Here is an 18,790-nt window from a genome sequence, read left to right as displayed (position 1 = left end):
TAGAATGAGATATATTGAGTTTACGTGCTGCCTTGCGCATAGAGTAGCCGATGCTTAATAGAATATCAATTTGGTCTTTCATTTTTTTATCTAATTGTTTATACTTCATATGGGAGCTCCTTTTAGTGAACCGCACCCCGAATCTTGGACAAAGATGAGGAGGTGCGGTTTTTTATGGCTAAGCTAACACGAAAACAAAAAATTGAAATATATGAAAAACGAAAGTTAGGACAATCAGTATGTTCATTAGTAAATGAGTATGGTATTAATAAATCAAGTATTAAATATTTGTTAAGACTTATCGATCAACATGGACCTAATGTTCTAAGACGAAACAAAAATCACTTTTATTCTCATGAATTTAAGTCAGAAGTAATAAATCGGATATTAATGGATGGAGAAAGTACAATAGCTGTCGCCATCGAACTTGGATTAAGTTCTGATGGATTGATTTACAATTGGATTAAAAATTATAAAGAAAACGGCTATAATGTCATAGAACGGAAACGAGGTAAACCATCTATGACAAAACCAACTAAACTGTTAACAGTTAATGATGAACTAAAGGCATTGAAGAAAAAAAACAAGTATTTGGAAGCGGAGAATGAATATTTAAAAAAATTGAATGCCGTAGTGAAACAAAGGGTGGAGCGCGAAAAGAAGAAAAAACCAGAGTAGTCTCCTTACTACGACAAAAATATCCCTTAGAGATTCTTTTAAAAATATCCGGACTCGCTCGATCTACTTACTACTTCTACGTTTCAAAAATTGATTTTGATACCAAAAACGACGAACTCATGCAAGAGATTATAGAAATCTATTATGATCACAAAGGACGATATGGTTATCGTAGAATTACTTTAGAACTAAATAATCGAGGAATTCGTGTAAATCACAAGAAAGTCTTGAGACTTATGAATAAAATGGGATTACATTCAATCATAAGAAAGAAACGTAAGTATTCTTCATATAAAGGGACAGTGGGAACCATTGTTGAGAATCGAGTTCAAAGAGATTTTGAAGCTGATAAACCCAATCAAAAATGGTTTACGGATATCACTGAGTTTAATGTGCAAGGGAAGAAAATCTATCTTTCACCAATACTTGATGCATATGGTAGATACATTGTATCTTACAACATATCTACAAGTCCTAATTTGGATCAAACTAGAGACATGCTTCACAAGGCATTTTCTTGTAACGATACGCAAGGAACAATTATTCATTCGGATAGAGGATGGCAATACCAACATCAATTTTATGTGAAAGAATTAGAAGCACATTCGATGATTAGAAGTATGTCAAGAAAGGGAAATAGTATTGATAACGGACTCATGGAGGGCTTTTTTGGGCTACTAAAATCAGAAATGTATTATGACCAAGAACATAAGTATAAAAAGGTAGAAGAATTAGTTGATGCAATTGATGAATATATCGACTATTATAATAACAAGAGAATTAAGAGCAAACTAAAAGGACTGACCCCTGTTCAATACAGGAATCAATCCTTAAATTTAAAAGATAATTAGCTTGTCCAAAATTTGGGGTTCAGTTCATAGTCGGGTGGGCTCCTTTTATTATACAAAAACAACCGCACCTTGGGTGGTGCGGTTGAGATTTGAATTTAGGAACAGACTTTCGTCTGTTTTAGTTTGGCTTCACAACCAAATTAACAATCTTATTCTTAATCACAATTTCTTTGATAACGGTCATACCTTCAAGATTTTTTTGAACTTGTGCTTGATCATATACAAGAGCTTTTAATTCATCTTCTGGTAAATTATTAGGTGCAATAAATTTAGCACGTACTTTCCCGTTAATTTGAACAACAATTTCTAATTCATCAAGCACTAATTTACTTGGATCAAACTTTGGCCATGGTTCATAGCTAATATCGCCATTACCAGACACAATTTCATAAAGTTCTTCACCCAAATGCGGTGCAAAACATGCAAGCATTTTAATAAATCCGAGAGCGTAATCTTTATACAATGTCTCTGCTTTATATGCTTCATTCACAAAAATCATCAACTGTGAAATTGCAGTATTCATACCAAATGTTTCAATATCATGTGTAACTTTTTGAACCGTTTGGTTATATACAAAATCAAGGCTACCATCATTCGTTTCCGTAATCTTATCAGACTCAACCATTAAACGGTAGACACGATCAAGCCATTTACGAATTCCATCAAGGCCACGTGTACTCCATGCAATAGCGCCATCTAAGGGGCCCATGAACATTTCGTAAACACGAAGAGCATCCGCACCATGACTTTCTACGATATCATCAGGATTCACAACATTTCCTCGTGACTTACTCATCTTCTCATTATTAGCACCGAGAATCATCCCTTGGTGATAAAGTTTACCAAATGGTTCTTTGGTATCCACAACACCTAGGTCAAATAGGACCTTATGCCAGAATCGTGCATAAAGAAGGTGGAGAACAGCATGCTCCGAGCCACCCATATAAAGATCCACAGGCATCCAATGTTTTAGAAGTTCTGGATCACCGATTGCATCATTATTTTCTGGATCAATATAACGTAAGTAGTACCAGCAAGATCCTGCCCATTGTGGCATTGTATTTGTTTCTCGGCGTCCTTTTGTACCATCCGCAAACGTTACGTCCAACCAATCACCGGCATTCGCAAGTGGCGATTGACCATCACTCGCTGGTTTGTAATTTTCAACCTCAGGAAGTTCAAGAGGAAGTTCATCAAGTTCAACTGTACGCATGGTTCCATCTTCTAAATGAACAATTGGAATTGGCTCTCCCCAATAACGTTGTCTTGAGAATAACCAATCACGAAGTTTGTACGTAGTTTTCGCTTCTCCGTAACCATTCTCAACCAACCACGCTTGCATTGTTTCTATTGCTTCATCCTTACCCATACCATCTAAGAATCCAGAATTGATATGAATTCCATCTCCAGTGTACGCTTCTACAGAAGTATCGCCACCTTCAATCACTGGAATAATCTCAAGATTGTATTTCTTAGCAAACTCAAAATCACGTGTATCGTGTGCAGGTACTGCCATAATTGCACCCGTACCGTATGCTGCGAGAACATAATCTGCGATGTAAATTGGAACCTTTTTTCCATTTACAGGATTAATGGCATATGCTCCTGTAAATACACCTGATTTTTCTTTATTGAGTTCAGTACGTTCTAAATCAGACTTATGCAACACTTTCTCAACATAAGCATTTACTTCATCGATATTATCTGGCGTTGTAATTTCCTTAACAAAAGGATGTTCTGGAGCAAGAACACAATATGTATTTCCAAATAACGTATCTGCACGCGTTGTAAATACTGTAAATTCTTTATCATGATCTGCAATTTTAAAGATAACATTCGACCCTTCAGAGCGACCGATCCAGTTAATTTGCATTTCTTTTGTTGAATCTGGCCATTCGACTAAATCCAAATCTTCCAATAAACGATCTGCGTATTCCGTAATTTTTAAGACCCATTGACGCATTGGCATACGAATTACATCAAAACCACCCACTTCACTCTTACCGTCAATGACTTCTTCATTCGCAAGAACGGTTCCCAATTCAGGACAGAAGTTTACGGGTTTCTCATCAACGTAAGCCAATCCCATGTCATAAAGCTTTGTAAAGATCCATTGAGTCCATTTGTAGTAACCTGGATCTGTTGTGGAAATTTCACGACTCCAATCATAAGAAAGACCAAGACTTTTAATTTGATCAGTAAAGTGCGCGATATTTTGTTTTGTAAATTCATTTGGATGATTTCCAGTTTTCAAGGCAAATTGCTCTGCAGGTAGACCAAAAGCATCCCATCCCATAGGGTGTAAGACATTAAAACCGTTCATGCGTTTATAACGTGCAATTACATCCGTCGCAGTATACCCACGTGGATGCCCTACATGAAGTCCATTTCCTGATGGATATGGGAACATGTCTAAAACATAATATTTTGGTAAATCAAAGTTATGAACATCTGTCTTAAACGTTTCATGTTCATCCCAATATTTTTGCCATTTTTTCTCAATTTTTAAATGGTTATACATTTTTTATCCTCCTATAACATAAAAAAAAGTACCTCTAAAGGACGAATTGCTCGCGGTACCACCTTAATTCCTATCGATATTCGATAGACTCTCAATCCTTTAACGCAGGGGACGTAATTTCCTACTGATTCAGAAATTATGCTCAAAGATGAGTTCAAAAATCTTAATACACTGATTCACACCAACCATCAGTTCTCTTCGCTATTTTAATTTTCTACTATTTCTTATCATCGCTTTCTTAAATAATAGTGGAAACATCACCAAAAGTCAATAAACCAAGTCATTAAAAAAGGCGTCTTACGCCTCTTCATTTTTAGTTCCTTCTTTAACAATTGCCATGAGAACAATATTGGTTATGACTAAACCCGCAGCCAATAACATTGAGGGCTTCCGATTCGCCTTTTTAACCGCTTTATTTATAATTTTTTTCAAATGAGCCTCCTAAAAATTTAATCGCGATTCTAATTTATCTAAGTGATAAACATCCCACAGATTAATGCGTTTTATGTTTGAATACTGTTCAGCTTTTTCAGTGAAAACACCATTGGTAACAACAATACCAATCTTCGCCTTATGAAACACCAAAGCAGCCGCGAGCTCTGAAATCGGATCGGTCCCTACTTCCTTAGGATTAAATACGATTTTAAATGCACAACGCATCCCATCTTTCTTTGCAACAACATGAACGCCATGGGCATACTTCGCCTCAGGAACTTGAATCGAATCATAACCCAACAGCGGTAACAGATTTAAGAAATAATTTTCAAATGCCTTCTGATTACGGACCTCTAATATGTGTTTAGGAGTTTTAGTTTTAAAAAGCGAAGCAATAAAATTCATATTTAATACCACCTTTCGTTAATCAATAATTAAACCGAGATAACCAATCAACGCACTTGCTTGATCGGCACGAATGCGCATTCCTTTTATAAGTGAGGGAGAATATACAATCGTATCAAAGGTGCAAGTCGTTAAATCTAAAGCGTTACAGCGCGTATCCGAGAGATTTAACCCTGTAAGCTCGCAATCGTTAAACTTCATATTCTTATATTTTGCCATCATCAAGGATGTCTCATTAAGTCGGCATCCCTCAAACACGACATTTTCAAAACTTGATTGTGACAAATTCATAAAATTCATCAATGTATCTTTAAATAACACATCCTTAACTTTGCTATCGTAAATTTCACTCGCCATTAACTTACAGGACAAAAATTCACAGCGGTAAAGATAACTTTTTTGTAAAGAATGATTACTTAGATCACAACGATCAAACACAACATCCAGAAATTCGGCACGATCACACGCATCAATTTCAAATTCACATTTACTAAAACAGACTTGTTCACACTTTACTAATGCGTGATCTTGATAAATTAAACATGATTCATAACGTGTATTACGCTTTAATTCCGAAAAGAGTACACGAGCATTGCTCACTACCAACTCTTCGATAAACTGAGGTCTTTTCATAATTTCTCTTTTCTATAGATTGCAAGACCAAATTCTAAGCCTACATTTAAGTGTGAATACTTCGTCAGTCTTTCAATATTTTCTTTGGGTGTACGATGGGCATAAGGAGTCATCTTGAAAACATTTAAAATATCCTCGGTTGAGGTTATTTCTATGGGTCCCTTAATTTGCATCACATCGAGTAATTGGAATCCTTCATACATTTTCACGTCAACATCGTTTGCATAAGGTTGATCATAAACGATTTCTTTGAGTTCCATCAAATGATTCGCAAGTGGAAATACCTGAACAAAGATCCCATCGTCTTTTAAAACCCGAAAGATTTCTTCAATCTTAAAAGGAGCAAAAACAGATAAGCATGCATCGAATGAATCATCAATGATCGGTAAATCAAAGGTACTTCCCACTGCAAGCATCAAATCTGAGTTTCGTTTTGATCCCAAATCAACGGCATTCTTTGAAATATCAACACCATAAACCGTTCGTCCTGACTTGAGTAACGATTCCGTATACCAACACTCACCACAACCCGCATCCAAAATGTGATTACTCGAGAACCTATCAAAGACATTCTTGATTTGATCAAGCAATAATCCGTAGTATCCTTTATCTAAAAATTCTCTCCGAGCACGAACCATCAGCTTATCATCACCATGTTGCTTCATTTTATCTTTTTGGGACATGAGTAAATTTACATAACCACTCTTGGCTCGATCAAACTGATGACCCTTAGAACAAACGTAAGATCGTTCCTGTTCTTCCAATGCTTGTCCACAATTAGGACACTTAAAATATGTCATATAAATCCCTGCCTTACTTAGTAATAATTATACCACACCTCATCCTCTTTTCTACCAACATACTTAACATATATATCGACTATGTTTATCTTGCAATTTTAGAAAAAAGTTTTATAATTTAAGAGACTAAGGAGGTCATTATGAAAAAAACATTACTCGTCCTACTCGTTTCAATTTTCGTATTAACAGGTTGCACCTCAAATAATCTCATGAAAGATTATAAAGGATTCACTAAGAAAGATCATCACTACGTAACAACTGATTCTGAAACGATCATCAAAAACTTAGAAAATTCTAAGGAAGGTATTTACTATATCGGTTATGCTGATTGTCCATGGTGTGTTGCCCTTGTTCCCGAAATGGAAACAGTGATAACAGACTTAGAAGCAAGCTACAAAGAACAAGGAATCGAAATTAAGCCTGAAATTATGATGTTGGATGTTCAAAATTCAGAATACAGTAATAGCGATGACTTGAAAAAACGGTTGTCTGATTGGGATAAACAACTTCCTGAAGCACTCCGATCAAATGGATATGTACCTTTTGTTGTAGCGATTGATAAAGATGGAAAAATTCAAACACATTTAGGTACGGTTGATGGACACAAACCTCCAGTTGCACTCACTGAAACTCAAGTTAAGTTCTTGCACTTACGTCTTAAAAATATGTTTGACGGTATCGATGCACATAGAAATTAGAGCCTAAGGTTCAATTCTATTTAGCACATAATGAATCAATAAAAAACGAATCCCAATGCTTGCTCGAAGCATTGGGATTCGTTTTTTATTAGAACTTATTTAATGGGTTTATGAACAAACCACCAGTCAAGGTACTCTGTATCGCCTTCATTTGCTTGCGCTTTGCGTTTCTCAGCATCTGCGATTGTTGATGCTGGTGGAACAATTCCATGATCACCGATAAATTCATTATTTGGCCAATTTTCAGGGATTGCAACACTGTATTTATCCGCTGTTTGAAGCGCCTTTGTAGCACGAAGAATTTCATCAATACTGCGTCCAACTTCTTGTGGATAATACATTGTTAATCTTAGCACACCTTTATCATCTACGATGAATACTGCACGAACTGTATTTGTACCCATTGCAGAATGAAGCATGCCGAGTTGTGATGCTGCACGTCCAAGTTCATCCGCAATAATTGGGAATGGAATCTTAACATTTGCATGTTCATCGATCCATTCAATCCATTTCATATGTGCATGAACCCCATCAATTGATAGACCAATGAGGTCTGCCCCAATTGCATTAAATTCATCTGCTGCTTTCGCAAATCCTATAAATTCTGTTGTACACACGGGTGTAAAGTCACTTGGGTGACTAAATAGAACGAACCATTTCCCTGCATATGCATCCGGTAAGGTCATTTGACCTTGTGTCGTTTTTACATTTAATGTAGGAAATTTTTCTCCCAACAATGGGAATGTACTGTTGTTTTCCATATATATCCTCCTAGTATAGGGCACCTGCCTTATACATTCATTATAGTGATAGTGATTATCATTGTCAACTTAATCCAGTGATATTCTCTAAGGATTTATGGTATGCTTATCTTACATTTATAAGGATTGAGGAAACGTATGCCAAAGATTATACATAACATTGAAGAAGAAATTTTTGCCAGCGCAGAACACCTTTTTTATTTACATGACTATGAAGACGTAAGTATGAAGATGATTGCGAAGGAGACAAACATCGCTGTGGGGACGCTTTATAATTATTATCGTGATAAAGCATCTCTCTATGCTGCAGTTGTGCATAAAAGTTGGGCTGACACATTTGCTCGTTTAAAAAATTGCATTACAACTGAAGTTGACTTTAATGCAAAATTTAGGAAGCGTTTGGAAGTTTTATACTACGACTCCGAGAAGAGACATGGCCTTGGAGTACATTTTAAACGTGTTCGAGGAATGAACGCTGAGAGCTTGGAAGATCTTCAAGGCTTTGTCCTTACCAATATTAAAGAAGTCTTCAAAGACATGCCGATTGCGAATCCTTGGGTATTTGATACTGAGATTATCACAAAGTTAATCTATTCATTATTATCCAATCTTTCATTTTTAATTGAAAACTATCCATTTTCGAAAGAAGATAACATTGATTTCTTATACCATTCATTGATTGCTTTTTTTCATTAATACAACGTAAAAGACCACACTTGGTAAAAGGTGGTCTTTTTTTAGAATTTTTTAATGTGATTATATAAAGATGGATCAATGTGCTCTTGTTCTTCAAGTTTTACGAGCATCGCTTGCATGTTCTCGGTAAAATGGGGCATTGGGACACATTGTCGCTTTCCTTCATGAAACACTTCGTAGCATATATACATTAAATCATCGATATTATTGTGTCGCTTCATCGATTCACGTGCAATTCGACTCGTTTTAAATTTAACTTTCATTCCCCAGCCCGAAATACCCGCTGGAAATTTATAAGGTAAAATTTCTTGCTTGAAGTGATTCATATTGATGCCTCGTCCTCGAGCAATTAAGAGTGTTTCACGAATTGTTCGTATGCAATGCGCTAACGCTTTACTGTTTGTCATCACATACTCGACAGAAGCACCCGGAAAACTAAGATTCCCATACAAAGCTACAGTTGATACAATTGCAGCACTTACTGACATTCTTACCCACATCCATTCTAACATGTCATGTGGTATCTCAAAGGTAATGTCACAACTTTTAAAAAGCGACATCATAAGATTGTAGTTTGGAATTCGAGCATTCGACTTTGACTCAATCATGACATACTCATTTACGACGGCTGTAAGAACGCCTTCTTCATCCATCGAACCGCCTCCAACAGGATATCCTAAAATATAATTGTAGAATCCCATGATTTCATCGAGACGCTTGTGATCGGTCCAAACCCCCGTAAAGAGTAATACCGTTCCATGAATCTTCGCTTCCCGTAGGCAATCCATTGCTTCTTTTAGATTCCCTGATGATACACTAACAAAAATAAAATCATACTCTTTTTTTGTAGAAGGTTTAATTTTATAGTCAAAAGAAAGCTCTTTCCCCTTAGGATTGAGTCTTCCATCAAGTAATTTCACATGAACACAATCGACATGGTCTTTTCCTTCTCGAAGGAAATGTTCAACATTATGGCCCGCACGGAAAAACAAGGACCCGTATAGAGTTCCAATCGTGCCCAGTCCTAGAATTAAAATATCCATGAGCTCACGCCTCACTTCCTTTAACTCTATTTTAAACGATTTCTAAAATATTTTCATCTTTCTTATTATTTTCGTAGGCGATTATAGTTTCTATAGAAACGTTGATAACGTCGCCGTGATATCGGCAAACGTGTTCCATCATTTAAAAAAAGTAAGCTCGATGACACAGCGCGAACATATTTTAGATTAACCATTATGCCCCGATAACAATGTTCAAATGTAAATCGTGACAAAAGTCGTTCCCAAATTGAGAAAATACGATTACTATAAAATCTTCCGTTCTTAGTCACAACCGCAATTTTTCTCCCTTCTGTCTCTACATAGTAGATATCCTCTGCCCGAATACACTGGGACGGCTTCCCATCGATTACAATATTATCAGACCAAGGACGGTGCTCCTGAATAATCGTCACTAAGCACTTGTACAGTTTTTGCGGACAAAATGGAATATGGTATGTATACCTCAAAACATCATCTGTAAGAGGAACATCTAGATAGACAACATGCTGATCCATACCAACATGCTTTGACTGCGACATGCAATGATCAGTAATCACAATTTGATAATGCTGGTCCGCTTTACGAACACAGTCCGCAACAATGGGCAACAGCAACAACTCACTACATTGAGTCACTACCTTTTTCACAAGTTCTCGATTTTTTTCTGCTTTAATACACATGGCAATAAATATCACTTCAATCACCTCATATCTTTCTCCACAAATTTATCGAATGTATAAACGCTTGTAAATGTAGTTTGCTTAAGTGGTATTTATATGCATAAGTGGCATTTTTTAATTAAACTTTTTCATCAATCTCGCCTAAGCATTTACCTTGACTTATACCGACTACAACTGTAATCTACTAGTAGAGGTGATTGAATGAAAGACACAAAATTAGTTTCCGATTCAGAATGGGAAGTTTTACGTGTTTTATGGACATTGAACCATGCTACAAGCCGTGAAGTTGCTGATCATTTTAAACTGTCAAAAAATTGGGAACCCGCAACGACGAAAACTTTGATTAGTCGATTGGTTAAAAAAGGTTATGTGAAAGCAGATACTGAGGGTAAGGCATATGTTTATCGGCCCACACTATCTGAAAAGCAAGGAACACAAAGCCGAATCATGGAGGCATTTGATTCAATTTGCGCCCAAGAAGTTGGTAGTACCTTAAAAAATATCATCGAGCACTATGAACTCTCGCATCATGATAAACACCTACTTTTGGAGGCGTTGAATCAAAAAACGTCAGTCGATGTTGTTAAATGTAATTGTGTCGTTTCATGTAACTGCGGTCAAGATACTTGTACTTGTAAGAAAGCATAATCTGCTTTCTTTTTTATTCTTAAGAGAGTCTTAATAGGTTTTTATATCGTTCTCTCATATAATAGAAACGAAAGGGGACTTTATGAAAACATTTAAAATACTTGAAACACTCAAGAAAAGTTTTATTCAAATTAAAGATGACACATTTCGTTACGTATTAATCATAATCCTCGCGGAATCCATGTCACTACTTTTAATTAAACAAATTGCAGATCGTGTGTTTAAGATTGCGCTTTTTAGAGCAAATATAATTGGAATTACCAATGAAAACTTTTGGGAATTACTTAGCAGTCCCACGGCGCTCTTTTTTCTTATTCTAAGCATCATTCTCATTGCCATTTTTATTTTATTTCAACTCACCGTCATCATTAAGTTTGCAAACCGACCTTATGAAAAGCAAAAATTGGTTAAAAATGATTTTATTAAACCACTTCGCAAAATATTTTCGTCACAGATTCTACTCATCCTGGTTTATATATTTTTAATTATGCCTAACGCAAACATTGGTATGACCACCAATATTACCTCTAATGTACACTTACCTCGATTTGTGGTTGATGCGGTCTTGGAGAACCCAGCTGGATTAGTTGCTTATACTATTGCGATTGTTACTGCATTTATTCTTAATATTCGTCTTTTCTTTACACCGGTAATTTTTATTACGCGAGACGAACTGAGTTTTATAGAAGCTGCAAAGGAAAGTTGGGCCCTAACAAAACGCCGTACATTTAAAATATTTCAGCTCGTCACAGTCATTGCCTTGCTAACCACTGCGGTTACGGTTGCAGGTGTTTTTATTCTCTCAATACCTATGGCCATAGTTCCCGAATCAAACATGCAAGTCACAAAGATTACGGGTGCTTTGTCTGTTTCTATGATTTTCTTTTTTCTAGCTTTTACCATTTCATACTCGAATATCTTTACCTTGCAAGCTACGGTTGTCGCCTATCACGAGATTCTAGATGAAAAGCCAATTCTTACTGAAAAGAACTTCGCCCCCAAAAAACATCATCTTCGCATCAATATTATTATGGTGGCAGTCTTTTCCTTGTTTGGTATCAATGTTTATTTAAGTACACCCAGTGATGCTTTAACTTCATCGACAAAAGTCGTATCTCACCGTGGTGAGTCTGTAAGAGCCATTGAAAATACATTGGAGTCTTTACAAATAGCAAGTACTTACAAGCCTGATTATGTTGAAATGGATATCCAAATGACAGGAGATGGACATCTGGTTGTGTTTCATGATAATACGTTGAAACGACTGAGTGATCAAACGGACAACATTCATCTCCTCACACTTGAGGAAGTTCAAAATGTAACATTAGTACACAATGGATATGAAAGTCGTATTCCCACATTTGATGAATACGTTGCTGAAGCAAAACGCCTCAATCAACCGCTTATGGTTGAACTCAAAACATCAAAGTATGATGATCATACGTTTATTGATAAAATGATCGAGACGCTGGATAAATATGACATGCGCTCTGTGACAGCGTTCCAATCCCTTGATAAGACCGCAATACTAAAACTTAAAGCCATGTACCCTGACACGTATACCGGTTATATCTTAGGGTTGAATATCGGTGGTTTGGAACGGTTAGATGTTGATTTTTATTCGATTGAAGATTCATCAATTTCCTCTCGCACCCTTAATGATATTGCGCGTTATAATAAAGATCTCTTTGTATGGACGGTAAACGAAGAAGATCGTATGGATTTATATCTCACAATGGAAGTTACGGGTATTATTACGGACCACGTGGAAGCTGCACAAAAAGTAATTGAAGATTTAAAAGCGGCAACACCTTTTGACCGTATTTACAAAGATGTTTTGTCTTCTCTAAATTGAAAATTGTGAAAGTCGTTCCTCATTCTTCTTATTACTAATAAATCTTTTGCTTCTTCGTAAATTCAGTCATATTTTTTCAAAACTATCGTTTAAGACCTTTTCAAATTAAGTGAAAATCTATAAACTTATCCCGAGAGGATGTTGTAAGTATGAAAAAAAATTATTTAATTATATTTCTTATTATCACAAACCTATGTGCATTAAGCTACATTGGGTGGAAACAGTCACAACCTGTTCCCTATAAATCGGAGTTAAGAGTATTTGTGGAAGAAATTGCACGAATAACAGGCGAAAGTCCTGATACGATTAAGGAAGAAATACGAACACTTGCAAAAGATAATAACCTAAATAAAATGGAAGCTGCGCAGATTCGACTACGCGATGCAATTTTATCGCAGAACGAACACAATTTATTTCAAGAGTAAGGACCGCTATTAGCGGTCCTTATTGATTTCATTCAACGTTAATCGCAACGCACCTGCAATTGTAGCGGGATTATTACGAGGCTGCCCAAAGTGATGCGATACATGTTCCATTTGTTTTAAAAAAGTTTCTTGAAATAATTTGGTATCAATAACTTCACGGTTGATGGATTCATGATAAATATATGCATATTCGCGCAGTCCTTGTTCAAACCAATAAACCTGATCTGATGACACCGCATACGCGCTCAGCCAATCCCAAATTATCTCTGAATCACTGACATTTGGATTATCAATATGACAATGTTTACAAAGTAAAACAAAGTTTGAAGGGGTATCCGCACCTCCAAGTGCATCCGCAAGTATATGACATCGATCTAATCGCTTTTTGACACCGCAACGCCAACAATGGGTGCTTGCTTGACTTGAAGATACGGTCAAATTCATCGTATCGATACGATCTGCCCAATAATCCGCAATTTCTTTTTTCGTTGTTTTGATACGTTTTGTCATCATGGCCTCCTACAAAAATAACACAGATATCTGTGTTATTTTTTCATTGCTTCAATTGCTTGTTCGAGTTTCAAATGAGGGTCTTCCCAACCCTTTGGTTTAATTGTTTTCCCATCTTCATTGTAATGAGGTTTTCCATCTTCCCAAAGTTTGCTCATATTTGCATGTTGGACAATTTCAAAAAGTGGTTCTGGTTCAATCCCCATCTCAACAAGCGTTCCTAACGCAAAATAAATTGTATCAATCATCGCGTCTGCTTGTTCAACAAGATCTTCTGCTTCAATGAATTCATTGATTTCTTCAAGCATCCATGCATAACGCTTTGCTGCACGATCCGCATCCATCATTACTGGTGATTCTTTGACAGGATGTCCAAACTTCTCATGAAATTCTTTAACGGCATTAAATTCTTTATTCATTCCCATAATAAACTCCTTTTATATCTGATATTAAGATACGTTACCTTAATCATATCAAATAAAGCTTTGAAATTCATGTCATTAACTAACCTTTATTCTCTTCGTCGATTTATGACGATGAGCGCCATTCCCAATCCGACCAGGAAAATCGAATCAAATTTTGATGACACACCCGTAAGCGGTAAATAATTCTCGTTTGAAGCATGATCCAGTGACTCGGTTTCGGGTTTTCTATTCGGACGCTCTGATGGTTTTTCAATCGGTTTATCGGTCGGGTTCTCTATTGGTTTATCAGTTGGGTTTTCCTCTTTATATTCTTCAAGGTTTTGATAGGCATTTGCCAATCGGATGTACCCCTCATCCACAACATCTTGGCTTAACGCTTGAAGACTAAGTTGGTCTTTCACTTCGTTCAAGACCTTTTGAAGATTACGCCAACTTCCAACCGTATATCGACGTTCCGACAGCCCTTCAACGGTTTCAATCAGTCTCTTGATTTCTTCTAAATTTAGTTTCTGTGCAAGATTTACGGCTTCAAATTCACGATGGATGACCGTACGTTTATCTTCAAATGAAACCTTCATAATTACATGTCGAGAGGCAATTCCACTGTGACTACGATTTTCTTTAGGCACATCGTAGAATGTTGTTTTAATATTTGATTGACCCGCATCGACGCTTAAATCTTCCAACTGAAATTTGTGTCTAAAATCAATCGTGTTGGCATCGGACGCAATCGTTTCATTCCCCAATCGTATTTCCACTCTATTTGGCGTAATCGGCGCATTGCGCAAAATGTGGATGACATGTGTAGCGGTCGTAACCCCATCTTCCGCAACGGCTTTTATATGATAACTTGTTACGCCATTAAAAATATCGAGACACACGCTTCCAGTTTCATCAACCGTTTTGATTATGCCGTGATCTTCATTCACAACCGTCACATTTTCATGAGGAACACTGGTTTTGATTTTTAAGTCAAGTGTATTCTCAGTATCCGTAAAAATAAATGTGTCATGTTGGCTTAAGTCAATGTTTCCAAAAGATGGTTCAATTGCTAAAATCTCAACTTCATTCGACTGAATTTTATTAAGATAGACGTGTTTGTTATCAAGTGTAATTGAGTCACGGTCTGCAATCGATACCGCCTGCAATGTTCCATTCAAATCAATGTAAGATAATTTAAGAAGATCTGCTGGAACTGTGAGAATCATCTGATCTTCAAGTTTTTGATTGTGTATTAAAGCATAGGCTTCTCTGTCTTGGGTTGTATAGGTTTGGTGGATACGGTTCGAAAATTTTCCACTTGATGCTTGATGGATCACATCGATGTCATAGGTCTTCCCATCTTGTAAGGGGAATCGACCCTGGTCCACATAGTTGATTTGCTCTTGGTTTCGAACAAATACATGTGTTTTTCCTTCATAATTCGTTTTAACGTGATACATGTTTGCTTCAGCATTCATTATCTCGAATGTTTCGAGATGATACGCATTCGAGTCTGGAATTTGTATTTTTAGCGGTTCTATATCACTACTTTCAAAGAGAGAGCCACGATATGCTTTAATATCACTCACTTCAAGTGTGCGATTCTTTTGTGTATTGCCCCAGCCTGCAAACGCGAAAACTGGATGATCTCCAAGATGCTCAATATTTTCAAATGTATGAATGTGTTTGAAGCCCCCATCATTTAGAACATAGGCATGTACTTTGTTATTGCGATGTTCCAACGCAAAGGTTTGCTTGGTCGTCGGATTATCCTCTATCGTGTTTGTTGCGGCTTCTTTCCCCTGTCCATTAATCTCCTGAACAAACCCAATACCATCAGCATGAGCCCGTTTACCCATCGAGATATAGTTATCGCGATCTAAGGTTCCATCTTCCTTTTGCTTCATTAATAACATATAACTTGAATCCCAACTGTTCTGAGCACGTAAAGGCAAGCCATCCATTGTCGCAATGTATACGCGAGCTTCATCGGATGTTGGTTCGAGATCGACGCGTACAAGATTCGATAATCGATTATCGTTTTCCCATAAATCTTGGCCATTTTCACGATCGATTGTAAAGGATGTCGTGTTAAGGTTTAGCGCATGATTTCGGTCTTCAATTTGAACTTGAGGATTTAGAACCAACTGGTCGTCAGGTTGATCCACAACAAAGTACACAATGCCTTCTTTTTCATTGTAAGTTATCAATGCCTTGGCGATTCCGCTCTTTCTAATAGTTGGAATTCCACCTTCAAAAGATACTATCGCTTCATCAAAACTTTGAATGGTTAACGCGCTCATGTCAAAAGTCTCACCACCAATAAGCACCGATATGGAATCCATTGAAGGGTTTATATGGATAATGGGTTCATCAAATACAAGTCTTTCGGTCTGTATCTCATCAACGGTAATTGATTTCATGTTTGATTTGATGAGTGTATCATTCCAAACGGTATAGGCATAAATGTCTGTTTTTCCTTTTCGATGTGTTTGAATCACACCTTCAGCATCCACACTTGCGATGTCGGGATGCGTCGATACATAGTAAATGGCCCCCACAGGTTCAGTCGGTTTTCGATTTTCACGCTTGGTTAAAACATCGAGATCGACATCGTTAATCTGATAATGGTGAGGTTCCATCCCCTCAATAAGAACATTTTTCTTGAGTCCATCATCATAATTATTTCCTTCGACAATTACATTCTTACTATTCTTAAATTCTAAGACATTCGCAACTGAACCCGAATTGTTTTCTGGACCGTTGGGCAAGACACCTAGTCCCTGAACTTGATTACCATTCGCTTCCAAGCGGAGGGGGTATTCACGCCCAACTGCCAATGTTTCATCCCCGTCCAGGTGCAGACTTATTTCTGGGTTAAGACGTAATACCTTATTATTTCTAAAGGTGAGGTTCTCGACACTTTCTGCACGTAAGACACCATCACTTTCGAGATAAAAGGTATTATCCTCTATAAGAATATTTTTATGAATTGGATGCTCTGCGGATGGTAGATGGCCGCCTTTGGTTACAGGATGGAAGTAGATAGCCGGTGCATATTTCCACCAGGTCCTTCCTAGTGATCGAATTTTAAATGTATTGTTTCGAATCTCTAAATCACGGATTGGACCGGATTCATACCATTCATCCGAGTCATTCGAGAAAAATAAAGTTGGCATTGTCGGTGCATCAAAACGATTGTCTTCAATGATTACCTTTTTTCTTGAAGTTACAAGAATCATCCGAGTAAATACATTTTTGAAATCATTGTTTTTAATCAAAATTTCAGGTGTGTAGGTAATGTTTTCCGCAACATATTTGGGCTCGTTTCCAATTTTATCATCAACATAATCGGGAATCCGTTCTTCAAATTCGACGACCATCGTACGAGGATTGGATGCATCAGGACCTTGAACATTTTTAACGGTATATTCCGTTTCTAAATCCTTAGATTCCAACGTATCGCGTGAATAGAAGATTACCTTGTCTCCAGGGTAAAATTGTGGAAACCCTCCTTGTTGTTTATGAATATAGTTTAATTGAAGTGTGGTGTCGGAGATTCTTTTTTCCACACGGGTAAATGTTCCGTGAATATTTATGGGATCATCATGGGTATTATTAAAAAACGAATTGGTAATTTCAATCTTCCCTTTTGATCCCGATACATGAATTCCATCTGCATAACTTGAAGTATTTTTCCCTGTTTCAATATCTGTTTCCATTCTTAAACGATTAAAATAAACATTCTCAGACATTTGAACCAGCAGTCCAAAACCATGCATGTATGAAATCTTAACATCCTCAAACGTTACGTCTTTACTCTCCCACACAAGCGCTCCCGCAGTACTGCGTTCGGTATTGGACAGCAATTGATAATTCATGCCCAATACCGGATCAATCTGAGGTTTTGAGTTGTAGGTGAACCGTAGGAGTCCGCTGGGTAAGGTTTCAATATTTGAAACACCATGAAATGGGTCTTGATTCGCATAATAGCTTCGTCCCATCATTTCGGTAGGATATTTAACTTGAATTCCATAGTTCCTATGACCATTACGTTCAGTCCAATACGGTTTCCCACTTGTGTCTAACTCGGATTTCCATAAGATCGAATTCCCTTGAATTTCATAATTAAAATATGATGGAATAAAAAAATCCACCGTTCTATTTTCAGTATCGAAATCAAAAACCGTCATTTCAGATGTTGTGGGAACTAAGAAATCCCACGATAAGTTTTGGATGGTAATGTTTGAAGATTGGACGACCGCCAAAGCCATCATATTCCCCTCAAACAGTATTTGGGCTCCTTGACCATTTAGCGTTAAATTATGATTGTCTTCAATCAGAATCCCAATGTGTTTGGTAGGAAAATCAACACTATCTGTGTTTGATGTATGAATATCACGTGTTTGCGCAAATTCTTTGGTTATCCGGTAAGTTCCCGGATTAAATTGGACTTCGACTGGACCTTCAAACGCTTTCGCTACTTCAAGTGCTCGTGCAACAGCCGGTCCACTTTCTTTCATTCCCGATGCATCCGCACCATAATCATTCACTGAGATGATTTTCATTGAGTTATCCCCGCTAATTTTTGTAATTGGTAACAATGGTATCGCTAGGCTAAGTGATAAAAGTGTCATCACCATGCGATATTTACTTTTTTTCATATTCCCCTCCTGTATACGCTTTCATTAATCATTATAGATAAATCGATGATGACTATCAACTTTAATCCAGTAAAGATTAG

18 protein-coding genes and 1 other annotated feature are annotated in these 18,790 nt (G+C 37.0%); of the genes, 6 read left to right on the top strand and 12 right to left on the bottom strand.

Annotated elements, in window-relative coordinates; all coding sequences use genetic code 11:
• Positions 1-109: helix-turn-helix domain-containing protein (locus EPJ89_RS07530; RefSeq protein WP_244660816.1), on the bottom strand; the 109-nt coding region annotated here is incomplete at its 3' end.
• Between the two features lie 65 nt (positions 110-174).
• On the opposite strand from EPJ89_RS07530, the gene EPJ89_RS07525 reads away from it, so the two are divergent.
• Positions 175-1,529 (top strand): IS3 family transposase gene (locus tag EPJ89_RS07525; protein WP_207106288.1). Its coding sequence is split into 2 segments (ribosomal slippage): positions 175-663 and positions 666-1,529, totalling 1,353 coding nucleotides; the frame shifts between segments, so codons are not numbered across the junction.
• Between the two features lie 118 nt (positions 1,530-1,647).
• Here the strand turns inward: EPJ89_RS07525 and leuS are convergent.
• The 5 genes from leuS to EPJ89_RS07505 form a co-directional block, all read right to left on the bottom strand.
• Positions 1,648-4,050 (bottom strand): leucine--tRNA ligase, encoded by a 2,403-nt coding sequence (leuS, locus tag EPJ89_RS07520; protein ID WP_125164859.1) that lies wholly within the window; start codon positions 4,048-4,050, stop codon positions 1,648-1,650.
• A gap of 34 nt (positions 4,051-4,084) precedes the next feature.
• Positions 4,085-4,290, bottom strand: a binding site (T-box leader).
• A 57-nt stretch (positions 4,291-4,347) separates the two neighbouring features.
• The gene (locus EPJ89_RS08860; RefSeq protein ID WP_275970734.1) at positions 4,348-4,482 is read right to left on the bottom strand and encodes a hypothetical protein; all 135 of its coding nucleotides are present in this window, start codon (positions 4,480-4,482) and stop codon (positions 4,348-4,350) included.
• Positions 4,483-4,491: 9 nt separating this feature from the next.
• Positions 4,492-4,890, bottom strand: a complete 399-nt coding sequence (locus tag EPJ89_RS07515; protein WP_200549398.1) for a restriction endonuclease — start codon at positions 4,888-4,890, stop codon at positions 4,492-4,494.
• Positions 4,891-4,908: 18 nt separating this feature from the next.
• Positions 4,909-5,523 (bottom strand): pentapeptide repeat-containing protein, encoded by a 615-nt coding sequence (locus EPJ89_RS07510; RefSeq protein WP_200549397.1) that lies wholly within the window; start codon positions 5,521-5,523, stop codon positions 4,909-4,911.
• A complete protein-coding gene (locus tag EPJ89_RS07505) occupies positions 5,520-6,323 on the bottom strand; it encodes a putative RNA methyltransferase (RefSeq protein WP_125164861.1) in 804 nt (267 codons plus the stop codon). Before EPJ89_RS07505 ends, EPJ89_RS07510 begins: the two co-directional genes overlap by 4 nt.
• 140 nt (positions 6,324-6,463) lie before the next feature.
• Between EPJ89_RS07505 and EPJ89_RS07500 the strand changes: the two genes are divergently transcribed.
• Positions 6,464-7,021: a TlpA family protein disulfide reductase gene (locus EPJ89_RS07500; protein WP_200549396.1), complete on the top strand. Its 558-nt coding sequence runs from the start codon at positions 6,464-6,466 to the stop codon at positions 7,019-7,021.
• A gap of 95 nt (positions 7,022-7,116) precedes the next feature.
• Here EPJ89_RS07500 and EPJ89_RS07495 read toward each other — a convergent pair whose 3' ends face one another.
• Positions 7,117-7,782: a peroxiredoxin gene (locus tag EPJ89_RS07495; RefSeq protein WP_125164863.1), complete on the bottom strand. Its 666-nt coding sequence runs from the start codon at positions 7,780-7,782 to the stop codon at positions 7,117-7,119.
• Between the two features lie 138 nt (positions 7,783-7,920).
• On the opposite strand from EPJ89_RS07495, the gene EPJ89_RS07490 reads away from it, so the two are divergent.
• Positions 7,921-8,478, top strand: coding sequence for a TetR/AcrR family transcriptional regulator (locus EPJ89_RS07490; RefSeq protein ID WP_161637141.1), 558 nt, complete (start codon positions 7,921-7,923; stop codon positions 8,476-8,478).
• Positions 8,479-8,519: 41 nt separating this feature from the next.
• On the opposite strand, the gene EPJ89_RS07485 is transcribed toward EPJ89_RS07490, so the two are convergent.
• Together EPJ89_RS07485 and EPJ89_RS07480 are read right to left on the bottom strand one after the other, a co-directional pair.
• Complete coding sequence (locus EPJ89_RS07485; protein WP_161637143.1) at positions 8,520-9,521, bottom strand: ketopantoate reductase family protein; 1,002 nt, start codon at positions 9,519-9,521, stop codon at positions 8,520-8,522.
• 65 nt (positions 9,522-9,586) lie between these two features.
• On the bottom strand, positions 9,587-10,225 hold the full coding sequence (locus EPJ89_RS07480; protein WP_161637144.1) for a LytTR family transcriptional regulator DNA-binding domain-containing protein: 639 nt from the start codon (positions 10,223-10,225) through the stop codon (positions 9,587-9,589).
• 177 nt (positions 10,226-10,402) lie between these two features.
• Between EPJ89_RS07480 and EPJ89_RS07475 the strand changes: the two genes are divergently transcribed.
• The 3 genes from EPJ89_RS07475 to EPJ89_RS07465 all read left to right on the top strand — a co-directional run bounded on the left by EPJ89_RS07475 (position 10,403) and on the right by EPJ89_RS07465 (position 13,129).
• Entirely contained in the window at positions 10,403-10,849 is a 447-nt protein-coding gene (locus tag EPJ89_RS07475; RefSeq protein ID WP_125164867.1) for a CopY/TcrY family copper transport repressor, read from the top strand.
• Between the two features lie 82 nt (positions 10,850-10,931).
• The gene (locus EPJ89_RS07470) at positions 10,932-12,704 is read left to right on the top strand and encodes a glycerophosphoryl diester phosphodiesterase membrane domain-containing protein (protein WP_200542471.1); all 1,773 of its coding nucleotides are present in this window, start codon (positions 10,932-10,934) and stop codon (positions 12,702-12,704) included.
• A gap of 149 nt (positions 12,705-12,853) precedes the next feature.
• Positions 12,854-13,129 carry a hypothetical protein gene (locus EPJ89_RS07465; RefSeq protein ID WP_125164869.1) on the top strand — a complete coding sequence of 92 codons (276 nt, stop codon included), beginning with the start codon at positions 12,854-12,856 and terminating at the stop codon, positions 13,127-13,129.
• Between the two features lie 9 nt (positions 13,130-13,138).
• Here the strand turns inward: EPJ89_RS07465 and EPJ89_RS07460 are convergent, their stop codons facing one another.
• From EPJ89_RS07460 to EPJ89_RS07450, 3 genes are all read right to left on the bottom strand, one after another.
• The gene (locus tag EPJ89_RS07460; RefSeq protein WP_161637147.1) at positions 13,139-13,639 is read right to left on the bottom strand and encodes an HNH endonuclease; all 501 of its coding nucleotides are present in this window, start codon (positions 13,637-13,639) and stop codon (positions 13,139-13,141) included.
• 35 nt (positions 13,640-13,674) lie between these two features.
• Positions 13,675-14,064 (bottom strand): HAD family hydrolase, encoded by a 390-nt coding sequence (locus EPJ89_RS07455; RefSeq protein WP_125164871.1) that lies wholly within the window; start codon positions 14,062-14,064, stop codon positions 13,675-13,677.
• An 86-nt stretch (positions 14,065-14,150) separates the two neighbouring features.
• Complete coding sequence (locus tag EPJ89_RS07450; RefSeq protein ID WP_200549395.1) at positions 14,151-18,710, bottom strand: alpha-1,3-galactosidase-related protein; 4,560 nt, start codon at positions 18,708-18,710, stop codon at positions 14,151-14,153.
• Between the last annotated feature and the right edge of the window lie 80 nt (positions 18,711-18,790).

Source organism: Erysipelothrix sp. strain 2 (EsS2-6-Brazil) (genome assembly GCF_016617625.1).
Lineage (GTDB): Bacteria > Bacillota_I > Bacilli_A > Erysipelotrichales > Erysipelotrichaceae > Erysipelothrix > Erysipelothrix piscisicarius.
This window is presented reverse-complemented; position numbering and strand designations above follow the sequence as displayed.